The sequence below is a fragment of the Clostridium sp. CTA-5 genome, from assembly GCF_054768135.1.
Window position 1 is genome coordinate 101729 of sequence record NZ_BAAAAT010000011.1, and the last position, 16656, is coordinate 118384.

Annotated in this window: 22 protein-coding genes; 12 read left to right on the plus strand and 10 right to left on the minus strand. The window is 24.9% G+C overall.

Features of this window, described 5'->3' with window-relative positions; genetic code table 11:
- Position 1: 1 nt before the first annotated feature.
- Positions 2-1180 carry an ImmA/IrrE family metallo-endopeptidase gene (locus tag ACYUET_RS16385; protein WP_460281406.1) on the plus strand — a complete coding sequence of 393 codons (1179 nt, stop codon included), beginning with the start codon at positions 2-4 and terminating at the stop codon, positions 1178-1180.
- An 18-nt stretch (positions 1181-1198) separates the two neighbouring features.
- The gene (locus ACYUET_RS16390) at positions 1199-1852 is read left to right on the plus strand and encodes a hypothetical protein (RefSeq protein WP_460281408.1); all 654 of its coding nucleotides are present in this window, start codon (positions 1199-1201) and stop codon (positions 1850-1852) included.
- A 75-nt stretch (positions 1853-1927) separates the two neighbouring features.
- Here ACYUET_RS16390 and ACYUET_RS16395 read toward each other — a convergent pair whose 3' ends face one another.
- The 3 genes from ACYUET_RS16395 to ACYUET_RS16405 all read right to left on the minus strand — a co-directional run bounded on the left by ACYUET_RS16395 (position 1928) and on the right by ACYUET_RS16405 (position 4425).
- Entirely contained in the window at positions 1928-3100 is a 1173-nt protein-coding gene (locus ACYUET_RS16395) for a tyrosine-type recombinase/integrase (protein WP_460281410.1), read from the minus strand.
- A 376-nt stretch (positions 3101-3476) separates the two neighbouring features.
- Positions 3477-3959, minus strand: coding sequence for an ImmA/IrrE family metallo-endopeptidase (locus ACYUET_RS16400; protein ID WP_460281412.1), 483 nt, complete (start codon positions 3957-3959; stop codon positions 3477-3479).
- Between the two features lie 112 nt (positions 3960-4071).
- The gene (locus tag ACYUET_RS16405; protein WP_460281414.1) at positions 4072-4425 is read right to left on the minus strand and encodes a helix-turn-helix transcriptional regulator; all 354 of its coding nucleotides are present in this window, start codon (positions 4423-4425) and stop codon (positions 4072-4074) included.
- 224 nt (positions 4426-4649) lie between these two features.
- On the opposite strand from ACYUET_RS16405, the gene ACYUET_RS16410 reads away from it, so the two are divergent.
- The 4 genes from ACYUET_RS16410 (at position 4650) to ACYUET_RS16425 (ending at position 7625) form a co-directional block, all read left to right on the plus strand.
- Complete coding sequence (locus tag ACYUET_RS16410) at positions 4650-4841, plus strand: helix-turn-helix transcriptional regulator (RefSeq protein WP_460281415.1); 192 nt, start codon at positions 4650-4652, stop codon at positions 4839-4841.
- Positions 4842-4914: 73 nt separating this feature from the next.
- Positions 4915-5109 carry a helix-turn-helix domain-containing protein gene (locus tag ACYUET_RS16415; protein ID WP_460281417.1) on the plus strand — a complete coding sequence of 65 codons (195 nt, stop codon included), beginning with the start codon at positions 4915-4917 and terminating at the stop codon, positions 5107-5109.
- Positions 5110-5291: 182 nt separating this feature from the next.
- Complete coding sequence (locus tag ACYUET_RS16420) at positions 5292-6134, plus strand: DnaA N-terminal domain-containing protein (protein ID WP_460281418.1); 843 nt, start codon at positions 5292-5294, stop codon at positions 6132-6134.
- Positions 6135-6317: 183 nt separating this feature from the next.
- On the plus strand, positions 6318-7625 hold the full coding sequence (locus tag ACYUET_RS16425; RefSeq protein ID WP_460281420.1) for a DNA sulfur modification protein DndB: 1308 nt from the start codon (positions 6318-6320) through the stop codon (positions 7623-7625).
- Between the two features lie 156 nt (positions 7626-7781).
- Here ACYUET_RS16425 and ACYUET_RS16430 read toward each other — a convergent pair whose 3' ends face one another.
- Both ACYUET_RS16430 and ACYUET_RS16435 read right to left on the minus strand, forming a co-directional pair.
- The gene (locus ACYUET_RS16430; RefSeq protein WP_460281422.1) at positions 7782-8000 is read right to left on the minus strand and encodes a DUF2922 domain-containing protein; all 219 of its coding nucleotides are present in this window, start codon (positions 7998-8000) and stop codon (positions 7782-7784) included.
- 40 nt (positions 8001-8040) lie between these two features.
- Positions 8041-8265 carry a DUF1659 domain-containing protein gene (locus ACYUET_RS16435; RefSeq protein ID WP_460281424.1) on the minus strand — a complete coding sequence of 75 codons (225 nt, stop codon included), beginning with the start codon at positions 8263-8265 and terminating at the stop codon, positions 8041-8043.
- A 207-nt stretch (positions 8266-8472) separates the two neighbouring features.
- Between ACYUET_RS16435 and ACYUET_RS16440 the strand changes: the two genes are divergently transcribed.
- From ACYUET_RS16440 to ACYUET_RS16455, 4 genes are all read left to right on the plus strand, one after another.
- Positions 8473-9279 carry a DUF1835 domain-containing protein gene (locus ACYUET_RS16440; protein ID WP_460281425.1) on the plus strand — a complete coding sequence of 269 codons (807 nt, stop codon included), beginning with the start codon at positions 8473-8475 and terminating at the stop codon, positions 9277-9279.
- Positions 9280-9308: 29 nt separating this feature from the next.
- Positions 9309-9590 (plus strand): hypothetical protein, encoded by a 282-nt coding sequence (locus ACYUET_RS16445; RefSeq protein WP_460281426.1) that lies wholly within the window; start codon positions 9309-9311, stop codon positions 9588-9590.
- A gap of 14 nt (positions 9591-9604) precedes the next feature.
- Positions 9605-10090 (plus strand): SF0329 family protein, encoded by a 486-nt coding sequence (locus ACYUET_RS16450; RefSeq protein WP_460281428.1) that lies wholly within the window; start codon positions 9605-9607, stop codon positions 10088-10090.
- 277 nt (positions 10091-10367) lie between these two features.
- Positions 10368-11048, plus strand: coding sequence for an FxLYD domain-containing protein (locus ACYUET_RS16455; RefSeq protein WP_460281430.1), 681 nt, complete (start codon positions 10368-10370; stop codon positions 11046-11048).
- A gap of 1578 nt (positions 11049-12626) precedes the next feature.
- Here the strand turns inward: ACYUET_RS16455 and ACYUET_RS16460 are convergent.
- A complete protein-coding gene (locus ACYUET_RS16460) occupies positions 12627-12839 on the minus strand; it encodes a hypothetical protein (protein WP_460281432.1) in 213 nt (70 codons plus the stop codon).
- A gap of 190 nt (positions 12840-13029) precedes the next feature.
- Between ACYUET_RS16460 and ACYUET_RS16465 the strand changes: the two genes are divergently transcribed.
- Together ACYUET_RS16465 and ACYUET_RS16470 are read left to right on the plus strand one after the other, a co-directional pair.
- Positions 13030-13383: a hypothetical protein gene (locus ACYUET_RS16465; protein WP_460281434.1), complete on the plus strand. Its 354-nt coding sequence runs from the start codon at positions 13030-13032 to the stop codon at positions 13381-13383.
- 395 nt (positions 13384-13778) lie between these two features.
- A complete protein-coding gene (locus ACYUET_RS16470; RefSeq protein ID WP_460281436.1) occupies positions 13779-14267 on the plus strand; it encodes a hypothetical protein in 489 nt (162 codons plus the stop codon).
- A 37-nt stretch (positions 14268-14304) separates the two neighbouring features.
- Here the strand turns inward: ACYUET_RS16470 and ACYUET_RS16475 are convergent, their stop codons facing one another.
- The 4 genes from ACYUET_RS16475 to ACYUET_RS16490 form a co-directional block, all read right to left on the minus strand.
- Complete coding sequence (locus ACYUET_RS16475) at positions 14305-14763, minus strand: DUF3888 domain-containing protein (protein ID WP_460281438.1); 459 nt, start codon at positions 14761-14763, stop codon at positions 14305-14307.
- 563 nt (positions 14764-15326) lie between these two features.
- Positions 15327-15521, minus strand: a complete 195-nt coding sequence (locus ACYUET_RS16480; RefSeq protein ID WP_460281440.1) for a YvrJ family protein — start codon at positions 15519-15521, stop codon at positions 15327-15329.
- Between the two features lie 112 nt (positions 15522-15633).
- A complete protein-coding gene (locus ACYUET_RS16485; RefSeq protein WP_460281442.1) occupies positions 15634-16206 on the minus strand; it encodes a hypothetical protein in 573 nt (190 codons plus the stop codon).
- Between the two features lie 89 nt (positions 16207-16295).
- Positions 16296-16592: a hypothetical protein gene (locus tag ACYUET_RS16490; RefSeq protein ID WP_460281443.1), complete on the minus strand. Its 297-nt coding sequence runs from the start codon at positions 16590-16592 to the stop codon at positions 16296-16298.
- Positions 16593-16656 lie beyond the last annotated feature (64 nt).

A 16656-nucleotide genomic window follows, 5' to 3' on the forward strand; every position in this document is an offset into this window, starting at 1 on the left:
AATGCCAGTAAAAATTATAAATTCCAGAGAAGCCTATACAAATAAGGAATTATCTATAATGATAAAAGAAAAAATGGAAGAATTAAATTTGAATCTTAATTCATTATATGAAAAATATAAGCAATATTTTTTATCTGAAGATGAAGTAAATCTTGTTTTAACGGGAGATGTATACTTCAATTATGATATATATAAATTTCTAGAAGAATTTCTAGATATTTCTTTAGATGAATTAACAAGAGAAGTTCAAGACGACATTAGTGTAAGTGCAAGAGGAGCTGTCGATAGTGAAGATCAATTAATAGAAATACTAAATTATTTGTATGATCAAATGATTAAGCATAGAAGAAATAATGCAAATCAAAAAACTACATTTAATAAATATTTATTGGGTAAAACTTTATTAAATTATAATGACTATGATATAGAAGAATTTGTAGAAATTTTTAAAAAAGAATTTAATATAGGTAATAAGGAAGAAGATTATCCTTTAGATTTATTTAATATATTAGAAAATAAACCAGGGTTTTATATTTTAAGTTTTCCTAATGATGTTGAAATATCTGGATTAACAATAATAAAAAATTCAGTAAAAGAAAATGAAAAATATATTTGTATATATGTTAATACTAAAGAACCGATAGGAAGACAATTATTTACAGTAGCCCATGAATTATATCATATTTTATTTGAAAAATCAGATGAATCAGCAAGTTATTATAAAAATAGAATGAGTTCTCCTATTGAAAAGAGAGCTGAAGAATTTGCAAGTAGATTGATTATACCTCGTGATTTATTAGCAAAGAAAATTAAAAATTTAAAAAAAAGTAAAAATAGAAGTTTAAATATGCTGGATATAGTAAAATTGCAGGAAGAATTTAATGTGAGCTTCCAATCAATAGTGTATGTTATTAATAATACATCATCTAAGAGTGATTTAAAATGGGGAAAATTCTATGATATGTTACCAAAGCCTGAAGAAAAATTTAAAATGGCATATACTTCAGAAAAATATAGGCAACAAATAGTTAGTGAAACTAAAAAATATACTAATTTAAATTTAATAAAAGAGAGTTTTGTATTGCCAGCTTTATTTAATAGTGATTTAAAAGAGAGTCTTCAAAAAAATTTAATTGATGATTATGAATATAATCAAATATTAAATTTTTTTGAAGATTAATATAGGAGGGGGATAAAGGTGGTTAATAAGTATCCAATATGTGATTCAGATTTAATTATTAAGTTGTGTAAATGTAAAAAATATAGTGAACTATTTGAATATTATAAAATAATAAATTTTACTGATGCCGTTTACCAAGAAATTTGCAGTAATTTGAAATTATCACAAAATAAAAATGTTGATTTAAATTTTGCTTTTAATAAAGCTTTTAATGTAATAAATGATAATAGAGAGAAAGGTAAAGCTAAGATAATAAATTTATTTGAACAAAATAGTGATATTGTAAAGATAATAAATAAACATTTAAGAAATGAAAATATAATTTATGATAATGTTAAGAAACAATATGTTTTAGGAGAAGATTTAGGCGAAAAGGTATCAATAATTTACGCAGCAGTTCTAGGAATATCTATAATATTATCTGACGATAAGGGTAGTAAAGAGTTTGTGAAGAAATTTATGAGAGTAAAGGTTATTAGATTAAATGAGGTATTATCTAAATTTGGGTTAAATGACAAAGAAATTAAAATAAATAATTTTATTGCAAATCATAAATATTCAAGCCATGCATTTAATGTTATGAAAGAATATAGAGAAACTGGAAAGCTTAAAGATATTTTTGATATGGGAATATTACATGAATATAAAAGCAAGCGTATAACTAATAGATAATAAAAATTAATTACATAATTATAAATAAATATCTTTATAATATTTTATAATGACTATTAAGGAGGAGACAGTTCATTAAACGGTCTCCATCATTTCTGCCAAGCCATCTAATTTAGATGCAGCTTTTTCTTTTATATCATCTAGGACATGAGTATAGGTGTTCATTGTTACTGCAATATTACTATGGCCCATTAGCTTTTGTACTGTTTTTTCTCTTTCTCCAAGTTCAAATAAGCGTGTAGCATATGTATGACGTAGATCATGGAATTTTCTTGTTTCTATATCATTTTCTGATAAGATATCTTTAAAAACTTGCCTTAGTTTTCTGCTATTTATAAATTTTCCATATCTATTACAGAATACTAAATTATTATCTTCATATCTTTTGCTGGTTTTGAATTTATTTTGTGCTTGGTTTAATTTATGTAATCTTAGTTTTGAGAGTAAAAATTTAGGGATATCTACTTTTCTAATACTGCTACTAGTCTTTGGTGTTTGTAGTGCTCTTTTTAATCTTCCACGTCCTTCAGGGGTTACATCAGCAACTTCTGCTACTGTCTTATTTACATTTATAAATCTTTCTTTAAAGTTTATATCATCCCATGTAAGTGCAAGTAATTCTCCTTGTCTTAATCCACTATAAAGAGCTGTTAAGAATATAATTTCATAAGGATTTTCTTTTATTACATTAAGAAACTTTTTTTGTTCTTCTATGGTAAATGGATGAATTTTATTATCTTTAGATAACCTAGTTTTTTCATCTTCTTTTGGAAGTACTATTGCAGAAGTAAAATCTTTTATTATTAGATTAGTGTTATAAGCATATCGAATGCAAGGAAGTATTAATTTATTGATACTGACTATTGTATGAGGGGTTACGCCTTTTTTTAGTAGGTTATTATAATATTTTTGAATATCAACTGCACAAAGATCTTTTATTCTAATATCTGATAACTCACAATCTTTAATATAAACCCTATATACACTTTCATATAAAGTTTGTGTAGAGGGTTTTAAATGTAAAAATTGAACATTAAATAACCATTCAGTAAAGAAAGTATCAAAGAATTCTTTACTACTAACTATATTATTATCAAGTTCAGTAGTGAGTGTTTTAATTTTCTTTTCAAGTTCTTTTACTGTAGAAGCATATATATCTTTGGGCGTTCTTAAATTGTCATGTCTAAATCTATAAAAGTAATATTCTGTACCATTTTTAATCTTTTTCTTATAAGTTGTTTTTGGCATAAATTAAATCTCCTTTGTAAGTATTATTTCTAGTACTCTATACATTTAGTGTGTGTAAATAGCCGTAGCTTTATACAAAGTTATAATAATATTTTAAGAGTTATAATGAGATGTCTTTATTCTTTTAAAGTAAAATAGATATTATAAAAAGAAGTATCAACAAGTATTGTTGATAACTATTATACAAATGTTTATAGTTTATTATTAATAAATTAAATGATGATTTTGCATAAGTTATATTAAAAAATACGCCTAATAATATAATTATGGATTATTTGTTAGATGTAGATTTTTTAATGCTAATTATTTTATAATGTCTGATTTTAGAATTATAAAGACTATCAAAATAATAGAAAGATTTGATTTGAAATATATTTTAAATAACTGAATAATTAAAAGTATTCTTTTTTATAATCTTAATGTATGGATAAAAATATATGAAATGGTTTTCAAATTCGACGCTAAAACCATAGCGTTTTTTATAATTAATAATACAATTATTTAAAAATTCCTCAGTAATGTTTAAATAATCTGCAATTTCAAAACTAGTAATAGCACCATGTTCATAAGCTTTAATTAAATCAGATAATTTAATAATATGTTCATAGGCCCATCTACGAGCTTTAAGCTCTTGTTTTCTATTTACAATATTTTTGTTATCAAGGATATTTCCAGAAGAGGTTTCATGATGCCCAATCTCTTCTGCAAGAATACATTTCTTTTCTATATTAGTATCAAGTTTTAAATTTATTAAAATTTTATTATTTCTATATAATCCTTTTAAAGAAGGATGCATGTTTACTTCTTTAACCTCAATACCTTTTTCCTCTGCTTTAATTAGTAATTCTTCATAACTCATTTCTTAAACCTCCAGTAATTAGAAAAATAATTTAACAGAGCTTTTCACTACTTAATCTATAAATACATTGTTTATAGATTAAGTTAATAGAAAAGTTTTGTCATTTAGAGCATTAAAATTCTTCATTAAATAGTAAATCTATATAGTCATTAAGTAATTTTAATTTTTGTGGAGTTAAATTTTTTTCTTCTAAGTGTGCTGCAACTGTATCAATTTGTTTTTGTTTTTCACTACTAAAATTATTTTGTAAAGAACTATTTTTCTCTTTATTGCTATTACTTTCAAAGATTTCTTCAACTGGAACTTTTAAAGCAGCAGCTATTTTATTTAATAATTCAAGACTAGGATCTCTTTTATTATTTAATATATAGCTTATATGAGTAGGAGTTACTCCTATAATTTTTGCTAGCTCTTTAGATGTGATTTTTTTAGCGTTCATTAACCTCTTAATATTTTCAGTTAACACATTTAAACACTCCTTAAACTAATTGTTTATCTTTATTATAAACTTACAGTTAATAAATGGCAATATAAAAATGACAAAATTTGAGAAATGTAAAGAATAGGAAAGAAAAAGATGTTTTTTAGATCAATTACAATTAACTATGAGTTTATATAGAAGTTTTAAATAAACTCATAGTTTAATATAATAAACATAATAAGTAAATAATTGTAAAAGAGGGAATAAATATGAATAAGATTGATAAATTAAGAAAGAGAAAACTTTTAAGCTATTATGATATAGGTAAAAAAGCTAATATATCAGCACAATATGTATATCTTTTGGCAAAAGGAAAGAGAAATAATCCTAGTCTTGAAATTATGAAAAGTATAGCTAATGCATTAGATGAAAAAGTAGAATATGTATTTAATATTAATTAAATACATATTGGGTTATGAGAATATTATAAAAAAAATAATTTAAAAGAAATAGTTATAAGAGAGGGTAATTAAAATGGAACAAAATATTACAAAGATGGTTATAACACCGGTAGAATGTATTGAAATACTTGGATGCAGTAGAAGTATGATGTATGACAATTTATTAAGGAGAAGAGATTTTCCTTGTTTTAGAATTGGTAAAAGGATTTTTATAAATAGAGAAAAGCTTCAAGTATGGATAGATAGACAATGTGAAAAGAAAAGATAATGAAAGGTAAGGAATATGAAGTTTGAGTTTTTAAGAGAATATATTAGGTTATGTAGAAAATGGGGAAAGAATCCTACATGGCTTGGAATTAGTTTTTTTAATAAAGCTTTTAAGTAACTTTATAAAGAGGCTTGTATAAGGAAAAATGTACAAGCTCTACTCTCTAAAAGAGGTGTTTAAATATGGGTGAAGGATGGATAAAACTTTATAGAAACTTAAGAGAGCATTGGATATGGGAAGAACCAGTAAAGTTAAAGTGGTGGATTGATATGTTGCTTCAAGCAAATCATCAGGATAAAAAGGTTATGATTGGTAATGAAATAATTTTAGTTAAAAGAGGATCTTTTCATACATCTGAATTGAAATTAGCTAAAAGATGGTCCACTAGTAAGAAATCTGCAAGAACATTCCTTGATTTATTGCAAAATGATGGAATGATAAAAATGGAGAAATCCTTTAAAGGAACCACCATTGAAGTTAGTAGATATGATGATTACCAAGGGTTTAATGAGAAAAAAGGAACCGCATTGGAACCACCGAAAATCGATGATTTTGAGAATAATGTTATTTGTGAAAATAATTTTGAAAATAATAAGGCCCAAAATGGAACCACTAAAAATTCTTGTGATACCAACATTTTGAGGGGGATTTTTATAGAAGATGGAACCGCATTGGAACCGTGCAAGAACCACTTTGGAACCATGCAGGAACCGCAAAAGAACCGAGAGGTATACACAAACAATAATGATAAAGAATTAAAAGAATGTAAAGAATTAAAAGAAAGGAAGAATATTAAATTACCTCTTCTTGTATTCTTAACTAATATTCATAAAGAAATATTTAAAGAAGTTGGGGAAATAGCATATAGAACTTGGTTTATGGATGTTAATATAGTTGAAGATTCAGAAACTATTCAATTAATACTTGCAGATCAATTTAAGAAAAATATTATAGAAGAGAAATATCTTAGAAAATTGGAGATTATTCTTAAGAAGAAAATAGTAGTTAAAATAATAGAAAGATAGGCTACTATATGCAATTTTATATGAGTTGTATATAGTAGATCCCATTTTTATTATTAATAATTATTTAAGTAAATTAATATTTGTTTAATTTGAGAAAACATCAAAACATTATGTTTAAAACAAGACTTCGCAAATAATACACTTTTTGCTATAATTTATGTATTAAGTGTTTTGGAGGGGTATATGAAAAGCGAACAACTACAATTTGAGACTAAGGACTTCTTTAGTAAACAAGAAAATAAAGTGCTATATAGTAGCATAATATCTAAAAATGATTATTACTATTTAAAGGCCATGATATTTAAACAAAGTTCAAGAATAGTATACAGATCTGTACTATCTTTTTGGGATGTTGAAAAACTATGCAAACATACTTCAATAAGACCAGAAGACGATAAAAAAGTTTTACTAAATTTAAACAATATTAAAAATAGATATTTAGAACCTAAACATGGCAAAGAAATTATACTTTATGTAAAGAATAATATTGAAGATTTTATTTTACCTAATCTTACAACTGTTGTTGATGCAACTTTTCCAATAGTATATAATGTGGAGGATGAAAAGCAAATAAGCACAGAAATTTTTAGCGAATTAAAACAAAATAATGGATGCATATTTGCATATATTAAGATACCTAAAAATACAGTTTTTACAATATCAGATGGAAATCATAGAACTTATGCAATTCATCAACTTATTAAGAGTGAAATTATTGATACTGATATTGAAGGGTTATATGTAGGAATAGATTTTTATTTAGAAGTTGATAGAGAAAAGGAAAAACAACTTTTTGTTACTCTAAATACTAATAAGTCTATAGACTCATCTGTTATGTCACTATTAAAAGAAAATGATATGATTTCAAATGCAACTAAAAGTTTGTTAGGTATTATGGATAATTATAATTATTTAGTAACAGCATTATATCCGGAAAATAAGAATTACATAGGTGTAGATTTAGTTAATGATAATGTCTCTAAAAGTAGTAATACAATTTCATTTAATATGATAAAAAATATAATTTCAATTTTATCATTAGATAATGTGAATGGAGATAAAAAATTTCAGGAATTATATTACGATAATAAGCTTGAGTACATAAAATTAATGAAGAAAATTTCAGCATTTCTAAATTACATTTTTATAAATTGTGAACCATTTAATCAAATTAACTATAATCTATCAAATGTAAAGGAATTAAGAGAAGAATATATATCGATGACAGGGGCAGGACTATATACAATAGCCAAAATAGGTCATATAGGAATACAATATGATGGAATAGATATGGAGAAGTTGGCTAAAGCACTTTGTAAATTAGAGTGGAAGAGAATTAATAGAGGAAATGTAAATCAAATTTTTATAGGTGGTATTTTAACGAGTGAAGGAAAAATATCTAATAATAGAACAGCTTTAAATACTACTACTGAAAAAATAAAAAAAATATTAAAATTAACTGATAAAGATATAAATAAGATAATTAAATAATTGGTGATTTACATTTATATAAATAGAGTGGGATAATAAATAGTAAAAAATTATAATATACTTGTAATTTTCTAATTATAGAACTCAACTTTATAAAATAAAATCCCTATGTATAAGTTTAAATTTATACATAGGGGTTTTATTATGAAAGAAAGATTATTTTAAGTCAAATTTTGTGATTGCTCTATTTGTTAATTGAGCAGAATCAATTGCTTTTAATAATCCACCATTAACGAAAAAGACTTCTTTTTCGATTATAAGGTTCATTAATGCTTTAACTTGATCTGCATTAACATCTTCTTTAACTCCATTTATAGTTATTGAAGTTTTCTTGCCTGTTTGTGTTAGAAATGACATTGTTAAAATATGATCCATTTAGTATACCCCCTTTTTTATTAATTATTGCTTATTGTTTTTAAGCTTTCATTAGCTTAGATGCTACAGTGATAAAAGTAGATCTAGTTGCACCATCCATAATGCCTTTAATAGCTTCAGCTACATCATAGACATTTTCTTCAGCTGCATCCTCTTTTACATTAGAGAAACTCTTTTTTGTAAATATTGGATCACCACTTTTATCAACACCTTTTTGAACTTCTATGCTCATAATAGTGCCTTTAACAAGTTTTTTTATAGCCATTAGTTTACCCCCTTTTAATTTGATTTCACATAGGATATATGTTTTAGAATTAAAAAATACAAGGTTAGAACAAAAAAATTATATATTTTTTATAATATGTAAAGTTGTAGTTATTACTAAAATACTCTTAAAAATTTATAAGGGTGTATTTACAAAATATGATATAATTAACCAAAAGATAAATAGTAATTTATAGAGGAGAAATCTATGATAGAAGTTTTATTTGGAGAAAGTGAAGCAGCAGCTATGAAAATAGCAATAGAAAAAGGAGTTATTTTAGGAAGTATAGATAAAGTTGTTTGTCTTGCTTTAATGTTAGATATTGGTGATATTAGAGAAAAAATAGATAGTCCTTATAGGCAGCAACTCATTTTTGATATGTATACACAAAATGGCTATTATAAAAATGAAGAATCATTAAAAGAACTTCAAAAAGTTGGAATAAAGTATATAGATGAACAGAATAGGTTTATGAAATATTTATTAAAAGGAGAACCAATTAGAATATGGTATAGTAATGCTCCATATGCTATGTGTGGTTTATACTATATATGTAGTATATTAAAAAACATATCAAATGAAATATTTGTTGTGAAGTTACCTAAGTATATACAAATACAAGAGATAGTTATAGAATACCAAGGTTGGGGAGAAATTGTACCAGAAAAATTTAATACATTTATTAGATATGAAAAAAAACTATCTCAACTAGAAATAAGAATGCTTAGTAATAATTGGTTAGGGCTTATAGAAGATAACAATCTTTTGAGAGCAGTAGTAAATGGACAGTTAATAGGAGTTCCAGTAGATTTTTATGACCATTTGATTTATAAGCACCTTGGATTTAAACCTATAAAAGAAGCTAGATTAATTGGTGACATCCTCGGAAATTATCCATTAGGAATTGGTGATTGGTGGTATGCATCAAGAATTGAACATATGATAGAAAGTAATAAGATTAAGATAGTAGCAGATTCTGATAAGAAATATGAAAGAATAATTTCAAATACTTAGATAAATTCAAATTTGAAAGGAAGAGCATTATGATTGTAAATAAATTTGAAGTACCTATTGGATTTTTTAGGGTATATAAAAATTCTGAAATTTGTTCTTTCAATATTGAAGAAGGTACATACAATACGTTTTGGATGAATGAAAATAAACCAGTTCATTCAGAAGGCTGCTATAAAATTTCATTAGATTTAACTTTATTTTCAATAGGTGACATGATTTCATGTGAACTTGATAATGGAGAAATGCTTGATGATGGTGGAGACGAAAATACTTTAAATATTGTAGGGGGGATTGAATGGGTAAAATATTAGGGTCTTGGAGTAGGATGCGTAAATATCTTGAACAAGAAATGCTTGCTGAATGTTTGCACGGGCGAGTTCGATATAACTGTACTTCTTATGTTGGCATGGATGGATGTCATATTTTTGCACTATATATTGATAACAAATTGGTAAAGCAATTTTCATGGGAAACAGTTAATACTTATTTTATTGAAAATGGTTATAAGACAAATTCTAATCCTTTTGGTATAGGAGAATATTGGGATGAATTTTGGTTACTTATAGATACTGTGCCTATACAATTCAGACTGGAATATACAGATAACGAATTCTGTGAAGCTCTTGAAAAATATAGAAATCAGATTATTCAATACAGCATAAATTCTGAGAACCCGTTGGAAAGAATGTTTGCTGTGTTAGATAGGAGAATTGGTAAAAGAACCCTTGCTAATGTAAAAGAAGTGTTAGACAAGCAACCAGAATGGCTTCAATTTATTTATCGGTTAAGATTGGATTCAGAGAATATATAAATATTAATAAATTTCAATTTCTTGATGAGATATTTATTTTGTTCTAAATGCTAAGATAAGTTGATTAAAGGAAGATTTTTTCAATAATCTTTTTAAATAAAAATCATCATATATAAAGACAAGTTTATTTCGATAAACAAAACGTTCTCCTGAAATAATTTCAATTACTCCTTTTTGAAAAAAATTATCTACTAATGAGAAAACCACTCACACAAATAATGATGAATTTGGTAATATATCTTACAATAAAGTAAAAGAAAATTAAGGGAGAATAATAATGGGGGAAAATAAAAAAATTAAAATTAATCTAAAAGCTATTTTTTCTAGTAAAAAAAATATAGCTATTGCAATTGTTGTATTTATAATTATTTGTGGTGGCACATTTGGATATTTAAAGTATGACAATAATAGATATCAAACAGGACAAGGATTAACAGATAAGGAAAAAAGAGAAAATATAGAAGACTTAGTTAAAAATGAGGATTATGAAGGTGCAAACACTTTAGCAGAGAATTACTATTACTATGATAAAAATATCGATAATTTAAAAGATTACAATCTTAATATAAAAATATGTAAAGAAAAAAAGTTAAAATCTTTTGATGAAGCTGAAAATTTTAGACAAAAAAGTGTGTTTAATAGTAAAACAAGTATACCTATAGTTAATGATGAAATAAAACCACCAGTAATTGAAAAATTTGATATTGTTTCGCAAGATGATAGAAATATGTGGTTAGAATTACAAGTAACAGTAACTAATCCTAATAAAAATAAGACTATAGATTATATAGAAATTGGATTTGATTTTTTAGATAGTAATAAAAATCTTGTAGATACAAATTGGACAAATGATACTAACATACAACCTAATTCTAGAAGAATAATTACTAAAAATATAAAAAATAATAATAAAGGACTTACAATAGCTCCTAAAATTATAAAATATACAAGTAATTAATAAAGTAATAATTAAATATGATATAAGAAGTTTAACTTAACTTTTAAGATCCTAAAATATGGTCTAACTATATAGAATATGAAGATTTTTTTCTATAATCTTTTTAAATAAAAATCATCTTAATATAAAGGCAAGTCTACTTCCGGCAAACAAGACGTTGTCCCGTAAATGATACAAGCCTAAACAGGCTAGTACACTTCGGGAAACTTTGTTTACCTAAATAGACATGCCTTTATTTTTTTAATAAAATAGATATTCTTTAAGGTAAAAAAATCCTAATTTTTAAACTTAGTTAGTTTATAGATAGTATTCTGGAAGAGGAATAAAACAACCAGGAGATAGAACATCCAAGCCACTCATACTTCATTTATGGCTATTCTATCTCCAAATTGTTATATTCCTATGTAGCTAATTTATAGATGTTGGGTATAAGAGCTGCAGCTAAAGCAGTAGGAGTTTTAAGAGCAGCTCCTATACTATCTAAGCCTTTCTCTGTGGTCAAGGTAGTGTATGGACTAACTTAATCAAAAGAATTAAGTATAGATATAATTTTTGATTTATATTAACTTTTCATTAATCTAGTCCATTAGGTTTAACCTATGCCTATTATATTTTTAGATGTTCTTTTATTTTATATATAAATTGGTTTACAAGATAATATTTTTATTAAAAGTAAGTTTAGATTTTATTTAATAATACTTTTTATGCTTTTAAATAAATTGATTTTATATTTTTATTATTAATAATATTTTAAAGTTAATTTATTTCTATATCATAAGTAGTTATAAGAATATTAATAAGTGTATTATTAAGTATGTACTATAGATAGTAGAGTGATTACCCTTATACTGTATATACTAGAAACTTTAATTAATACTGGCACCTATCCATCACCCAAAATAGTACAGGATATTACCTGTCATTTCTAAGCAGCTGTGAGTTTTCCGGCAAGCTTCAACCTCATATCTACTAATAACTGACTAGGATTAATCTAGTCCTATATTTGGGTACCCGATTGGGGTGCTGAATGTATAAGAGCTACCTAAAGAAGAGGAACTAAAGACGTATAAGCACCTATACATTCTATCTTATATTTGTATAAGAGCTGCAGTTAAAGTAGCAGGAATAATAAGAGCAGCTCCTATACTTATTATAGATGTACTAGGACCTATTCGATAAATCATGATTAATCTTGAGGCACAACATTAACCATCCTTTAACGAATACAGATGGTCTTAAAATTTTTACCACCGCTTATTATATTGTAAATTTAGATATTTTAGGTTTATAAATATTCTTTTAAAATAACACTCTAAAAAATTCGATAAATTGATAGCACTAAATTTAACGAATTTTTAGAGTGTTTATATTTTCTGAATATGCCCCGACCACCACCCCTTATTTAATATATTATTATCTGTAGTTTGAAAAGCAAGATTATATCATTAAAAAAGTTAATAAGGTCAAGGAGCTAGGACTATGAAGCAGATTGACATTATTAATTTTTTATAATACTTTTGTAGCTAGGTCAAACATACTTAAGGCTTGTCCTTAAAATTAAGTGATTAAGTTTTTATTTTAGGATTTTCTTTTAGTTTTATATGACTTTGTTAATCCAACTATTCCAGATATTATACATATAATTCCACAGATTATCTGTAATTTATGTCCTAAAGTATTTTTCCCAATTGAAGAAATAGATATAAGAAATCCAAATAATATATATAGAAAAAATGTGCTATAGAATTTATCGAAAGTAGCTACAAGTTTAATATGTAATTTTTTTAACAATATCTTATCCTCTTTTCATAGTAATATCTTTATTTAACATAAATACACTGTAATTAAATATATTTACTTAAAAATTATATTATTTATTTTGTAATATGTATAGTAACTAGCATAATTGGAAATACTTTTAATAGGGAAAAATATTAAAAGGGGATAAAGTTTATTTATGGTAGAAAGGGTGTATTAGAAAATGAGATTTAATTTAGAAACATCAAAATTATTGTACGAGGTGAGATATAGAAATTTAACTTCAAAAGAATCTTATACATATCAGCAACTATATAAAGATAGATATGGGAAATATTTCATACATTTTATAGGTGGTAAATACAATGAATCTGATATTAAAACTTCTTATACAGGATTTGTTGGAAGAGAGGGAAACTACTTTATAAATGAAAGAAAAATTGATTTATGGAAGAAGATTGCAAAACATATACACGAAGAGTGTCAAGATGAATGTGCAATAATAAATTGGGAAAAGGAAGAGAAAGAATCTATAGCATGGGAGGAATATATACCATTAGAAGAATTACCATTCTAGTACATAAATAAGTACCATTAAGAGCAATAGCTCTTAATGGTCCAATTAGCTAAACTATAAAATTACTACAATACTTTAACTAAATAAATAAAACTTAAGGACAAGCTAAAGGCATGATTTTGACTACCACTTGTGCATAACCTAAAATAAAAATATTCAAACTACTTAAAAGCTTTGACCTCTTGAATATTTATATTTTTAGGTCATATAATATTGCAACAAAATCACTATTCTTTTCAAATATGGTTAATTTTAGGATTGATCAATAGAAAATTGCAAATTCAATATTTTGAATAATGTGATTTTACATTTTTTAATACATAGTTATTCAAGAATATTTTTTCGATTATAGAAAAAAATAAGTTAGTAAAATTTATAATAAGGACGTGTCTTGTATGAAAATGCTAGTATCTTTACTAACTACTTTAAGCCTTACTTTAAATAGTATCCCATTAAATTTATCTAGACAAAATACCCCAAATTTATTAGACGCATTTATTTTAGCTTATGATGCAATGTATATTGATGCTAGAGCTTATGAAACAGATTATATTATATTAGATATGGAATCTTTTTATTTTATGGGTACGACTCATGAGGATAGAGAAAAGGTAATAGAATACTTTAAAAAATATAATAAAACTGTTTTAAATGCTTCATTATTCAAATTGCAACAAATTGGTCTAGCAGATAAACTAGGTGGATTGAAAATATCTGCTCGTGTGTTAATGATAACAAATATTCAATCAATTGATTCAGATGGAATATTTATTGAAGGTTATAATTGGGGTGGTTCCCTTGCAGCTTCTCACTATAGAATTTACTTTAAAGTTGTAGATAACAATTGGAAAATAACTAAAGTGGAGTTATTAGGATTTTCATAATTTTTTTAATCTGAATACTCGTAAGTCATTAATTATCTTAATATTCTTTTTTTATTATATGTTTCCAATTCCACGGTAATTTATAACTCTTAATGTGTTCAAATTCAACAACTTTAACATATCCGTTAACTCCTGTATCAATTACAATTCTGTCATCTCCTACATAATTGTAAGGTCCAACGAATGGATGAACTATAAGTTCTGATTGAATTCCATATCCACTTTTCCTTTTAATATTAACTATATCAACACTATCTGGAAAAACAGTTGGCATTTCACTTAAATATTCTTGATAGTAATTATTCACTTCTTTTTGTATGTACGGAATAAATAAGCAAATAATTAAATCGTTATATATTTTCTCTTTTGAATCTTCATCTAGTTTAAATACTTCTTCTTTTGATAGTTGTTTTGTATCTATAGCAAAAGATGTATCTGTATAAAAAATACCTGTTAAACAAAATATAAAAATTAATATAAATGCTATTTTTTTCAATACAACCACACTCCATAATATTTTTAGTTAGTTTATGTAAAATAGACGATTTAACACATTTAAAGTGATACAATAAAATTTAATTTTTTATTATATATACTATAATTACTAAAGATAACATCAAATATATAAAATATGTATTTTAAAAGTAAAAAATATATTATAAAGCCAATATTAGAGAATTAATAAAATCATAATGGGTGGGTAATAGCTCCTTATTTTGTCCTGTATCTATAAAATTTTCTTTTATAAACGAAGTGCTAAAGGTAAATTTTATAGATTAAAGGGTGAATAAGGAGCGTTGGAACATTTAAGTCATTCTTTAATCCTTAAAACTTTCATAGATTTCTTATTGGATGGAAGTCAATAGGTACTCTATGAAAGTTAAAGGATTGAGAATGATGCAATTGTAAATACATCTATGCCTCTTCTAAATATATAATCAAAGAAAATAGGGTGGGCATTACATCTATAATAAACAATATAATGATTAAAGATTCTAATTTATATAATAAAAAAATAAAAGAAATAAACATTAAATTCAAAATGTTTATTTCTTTTAATTATGCAACATTATTTTTATCAGTAGATTTAGTATCAATAGCAACTCCAAGTTTAGCACTTATTATAGTGTTTAATTTATTAATTGAATTTGATAGATTATTCATTTGCTTTTCCAATCTTATAAGCAAATAAGCACTTAATGCTACAGGAAAACCAACATTACCTATAAGGCTTATTAATTCATTAATATCCATTGAAAAAATCACCTCCTACATAGAGAATATATGTTTATAAGGTGATTATTTTATAGATATTATAAAAAATATTATATTTAAAATTTATAAGTTAATAAATTTTAAACATGAGCTATTGAAATCCTCCTTTATTTATTATGTGATTATGATAATAAGATATAGCAATATCAACAATTGTACTAACACAAATATTTATATCTGGGTGTATGCTTTTAAGTTCATTTATTTTTCTAACAGTAGAACTGCGAAGAGTATAACTTCTTTTTATATTAGCATCTTCTCCATCAATTGGAGGGGCAGCTCCATTAGTTATAGGAGTTTTTCTATTATCAAATAAATTATTAGTAGATGAAGTAGAAGTATTATTTGAGTTACTAAACAGTATTTTGTTATTAATGTTTTCATTATTATTAGATTTTGTTTGAGGTTCTGAATGTCCATTAGAATTATTATTAGCAGCTAAATCTGCTAAAGTATTATCATTTTTATTAGAAACATTATTTAGAGCTAAATCCACTGTGTTATTATCTTCTTCATTATAATTTGTCACTGGATCATTATTAAATGAAAATAGAGTTATAGCATCTTCACTAGGTGGTATGTAGTCAGTAAAACAACATTCCTCTTCCTCTTCTTGATATGCTAAATCATTTTTATCTATAATAAAGTCTTTTTTTCTTACCATTGTAGGGCAGTCTCTCCTTTTAATTTATTTGGTCTTATTTTAAAATAATGTGTAAATATGAATGATTTAAAGAATATTCAATAATAAAATTATTGTTTATTTCCTTTGATATTTTTATTAATAATGATTTCTGCTACAATTAAAATTTTATATAAAGCTTCACATACTAACTTTATTAAACAAACTCCTAATATAGGTGTAGCTAATGTTTTAATTAAGTATATATAACTGCTAAATAAATCTACTGGTGAATTTCCTGGTGTTCCAGATATTAAAAGAAAATTACTTAYAATAGTTAATAAGATGATTACTGTATAAATAATTCCTATACTTAAAATTCCTTTTACTATAGTCTTAGCATTCATTTTTCCTAACTTTAAATTCATACAACTGTTCCTCCTTTTAGAGAATTCTATGATTGAGTATTAATAATTTTTAAAACAAGACCAT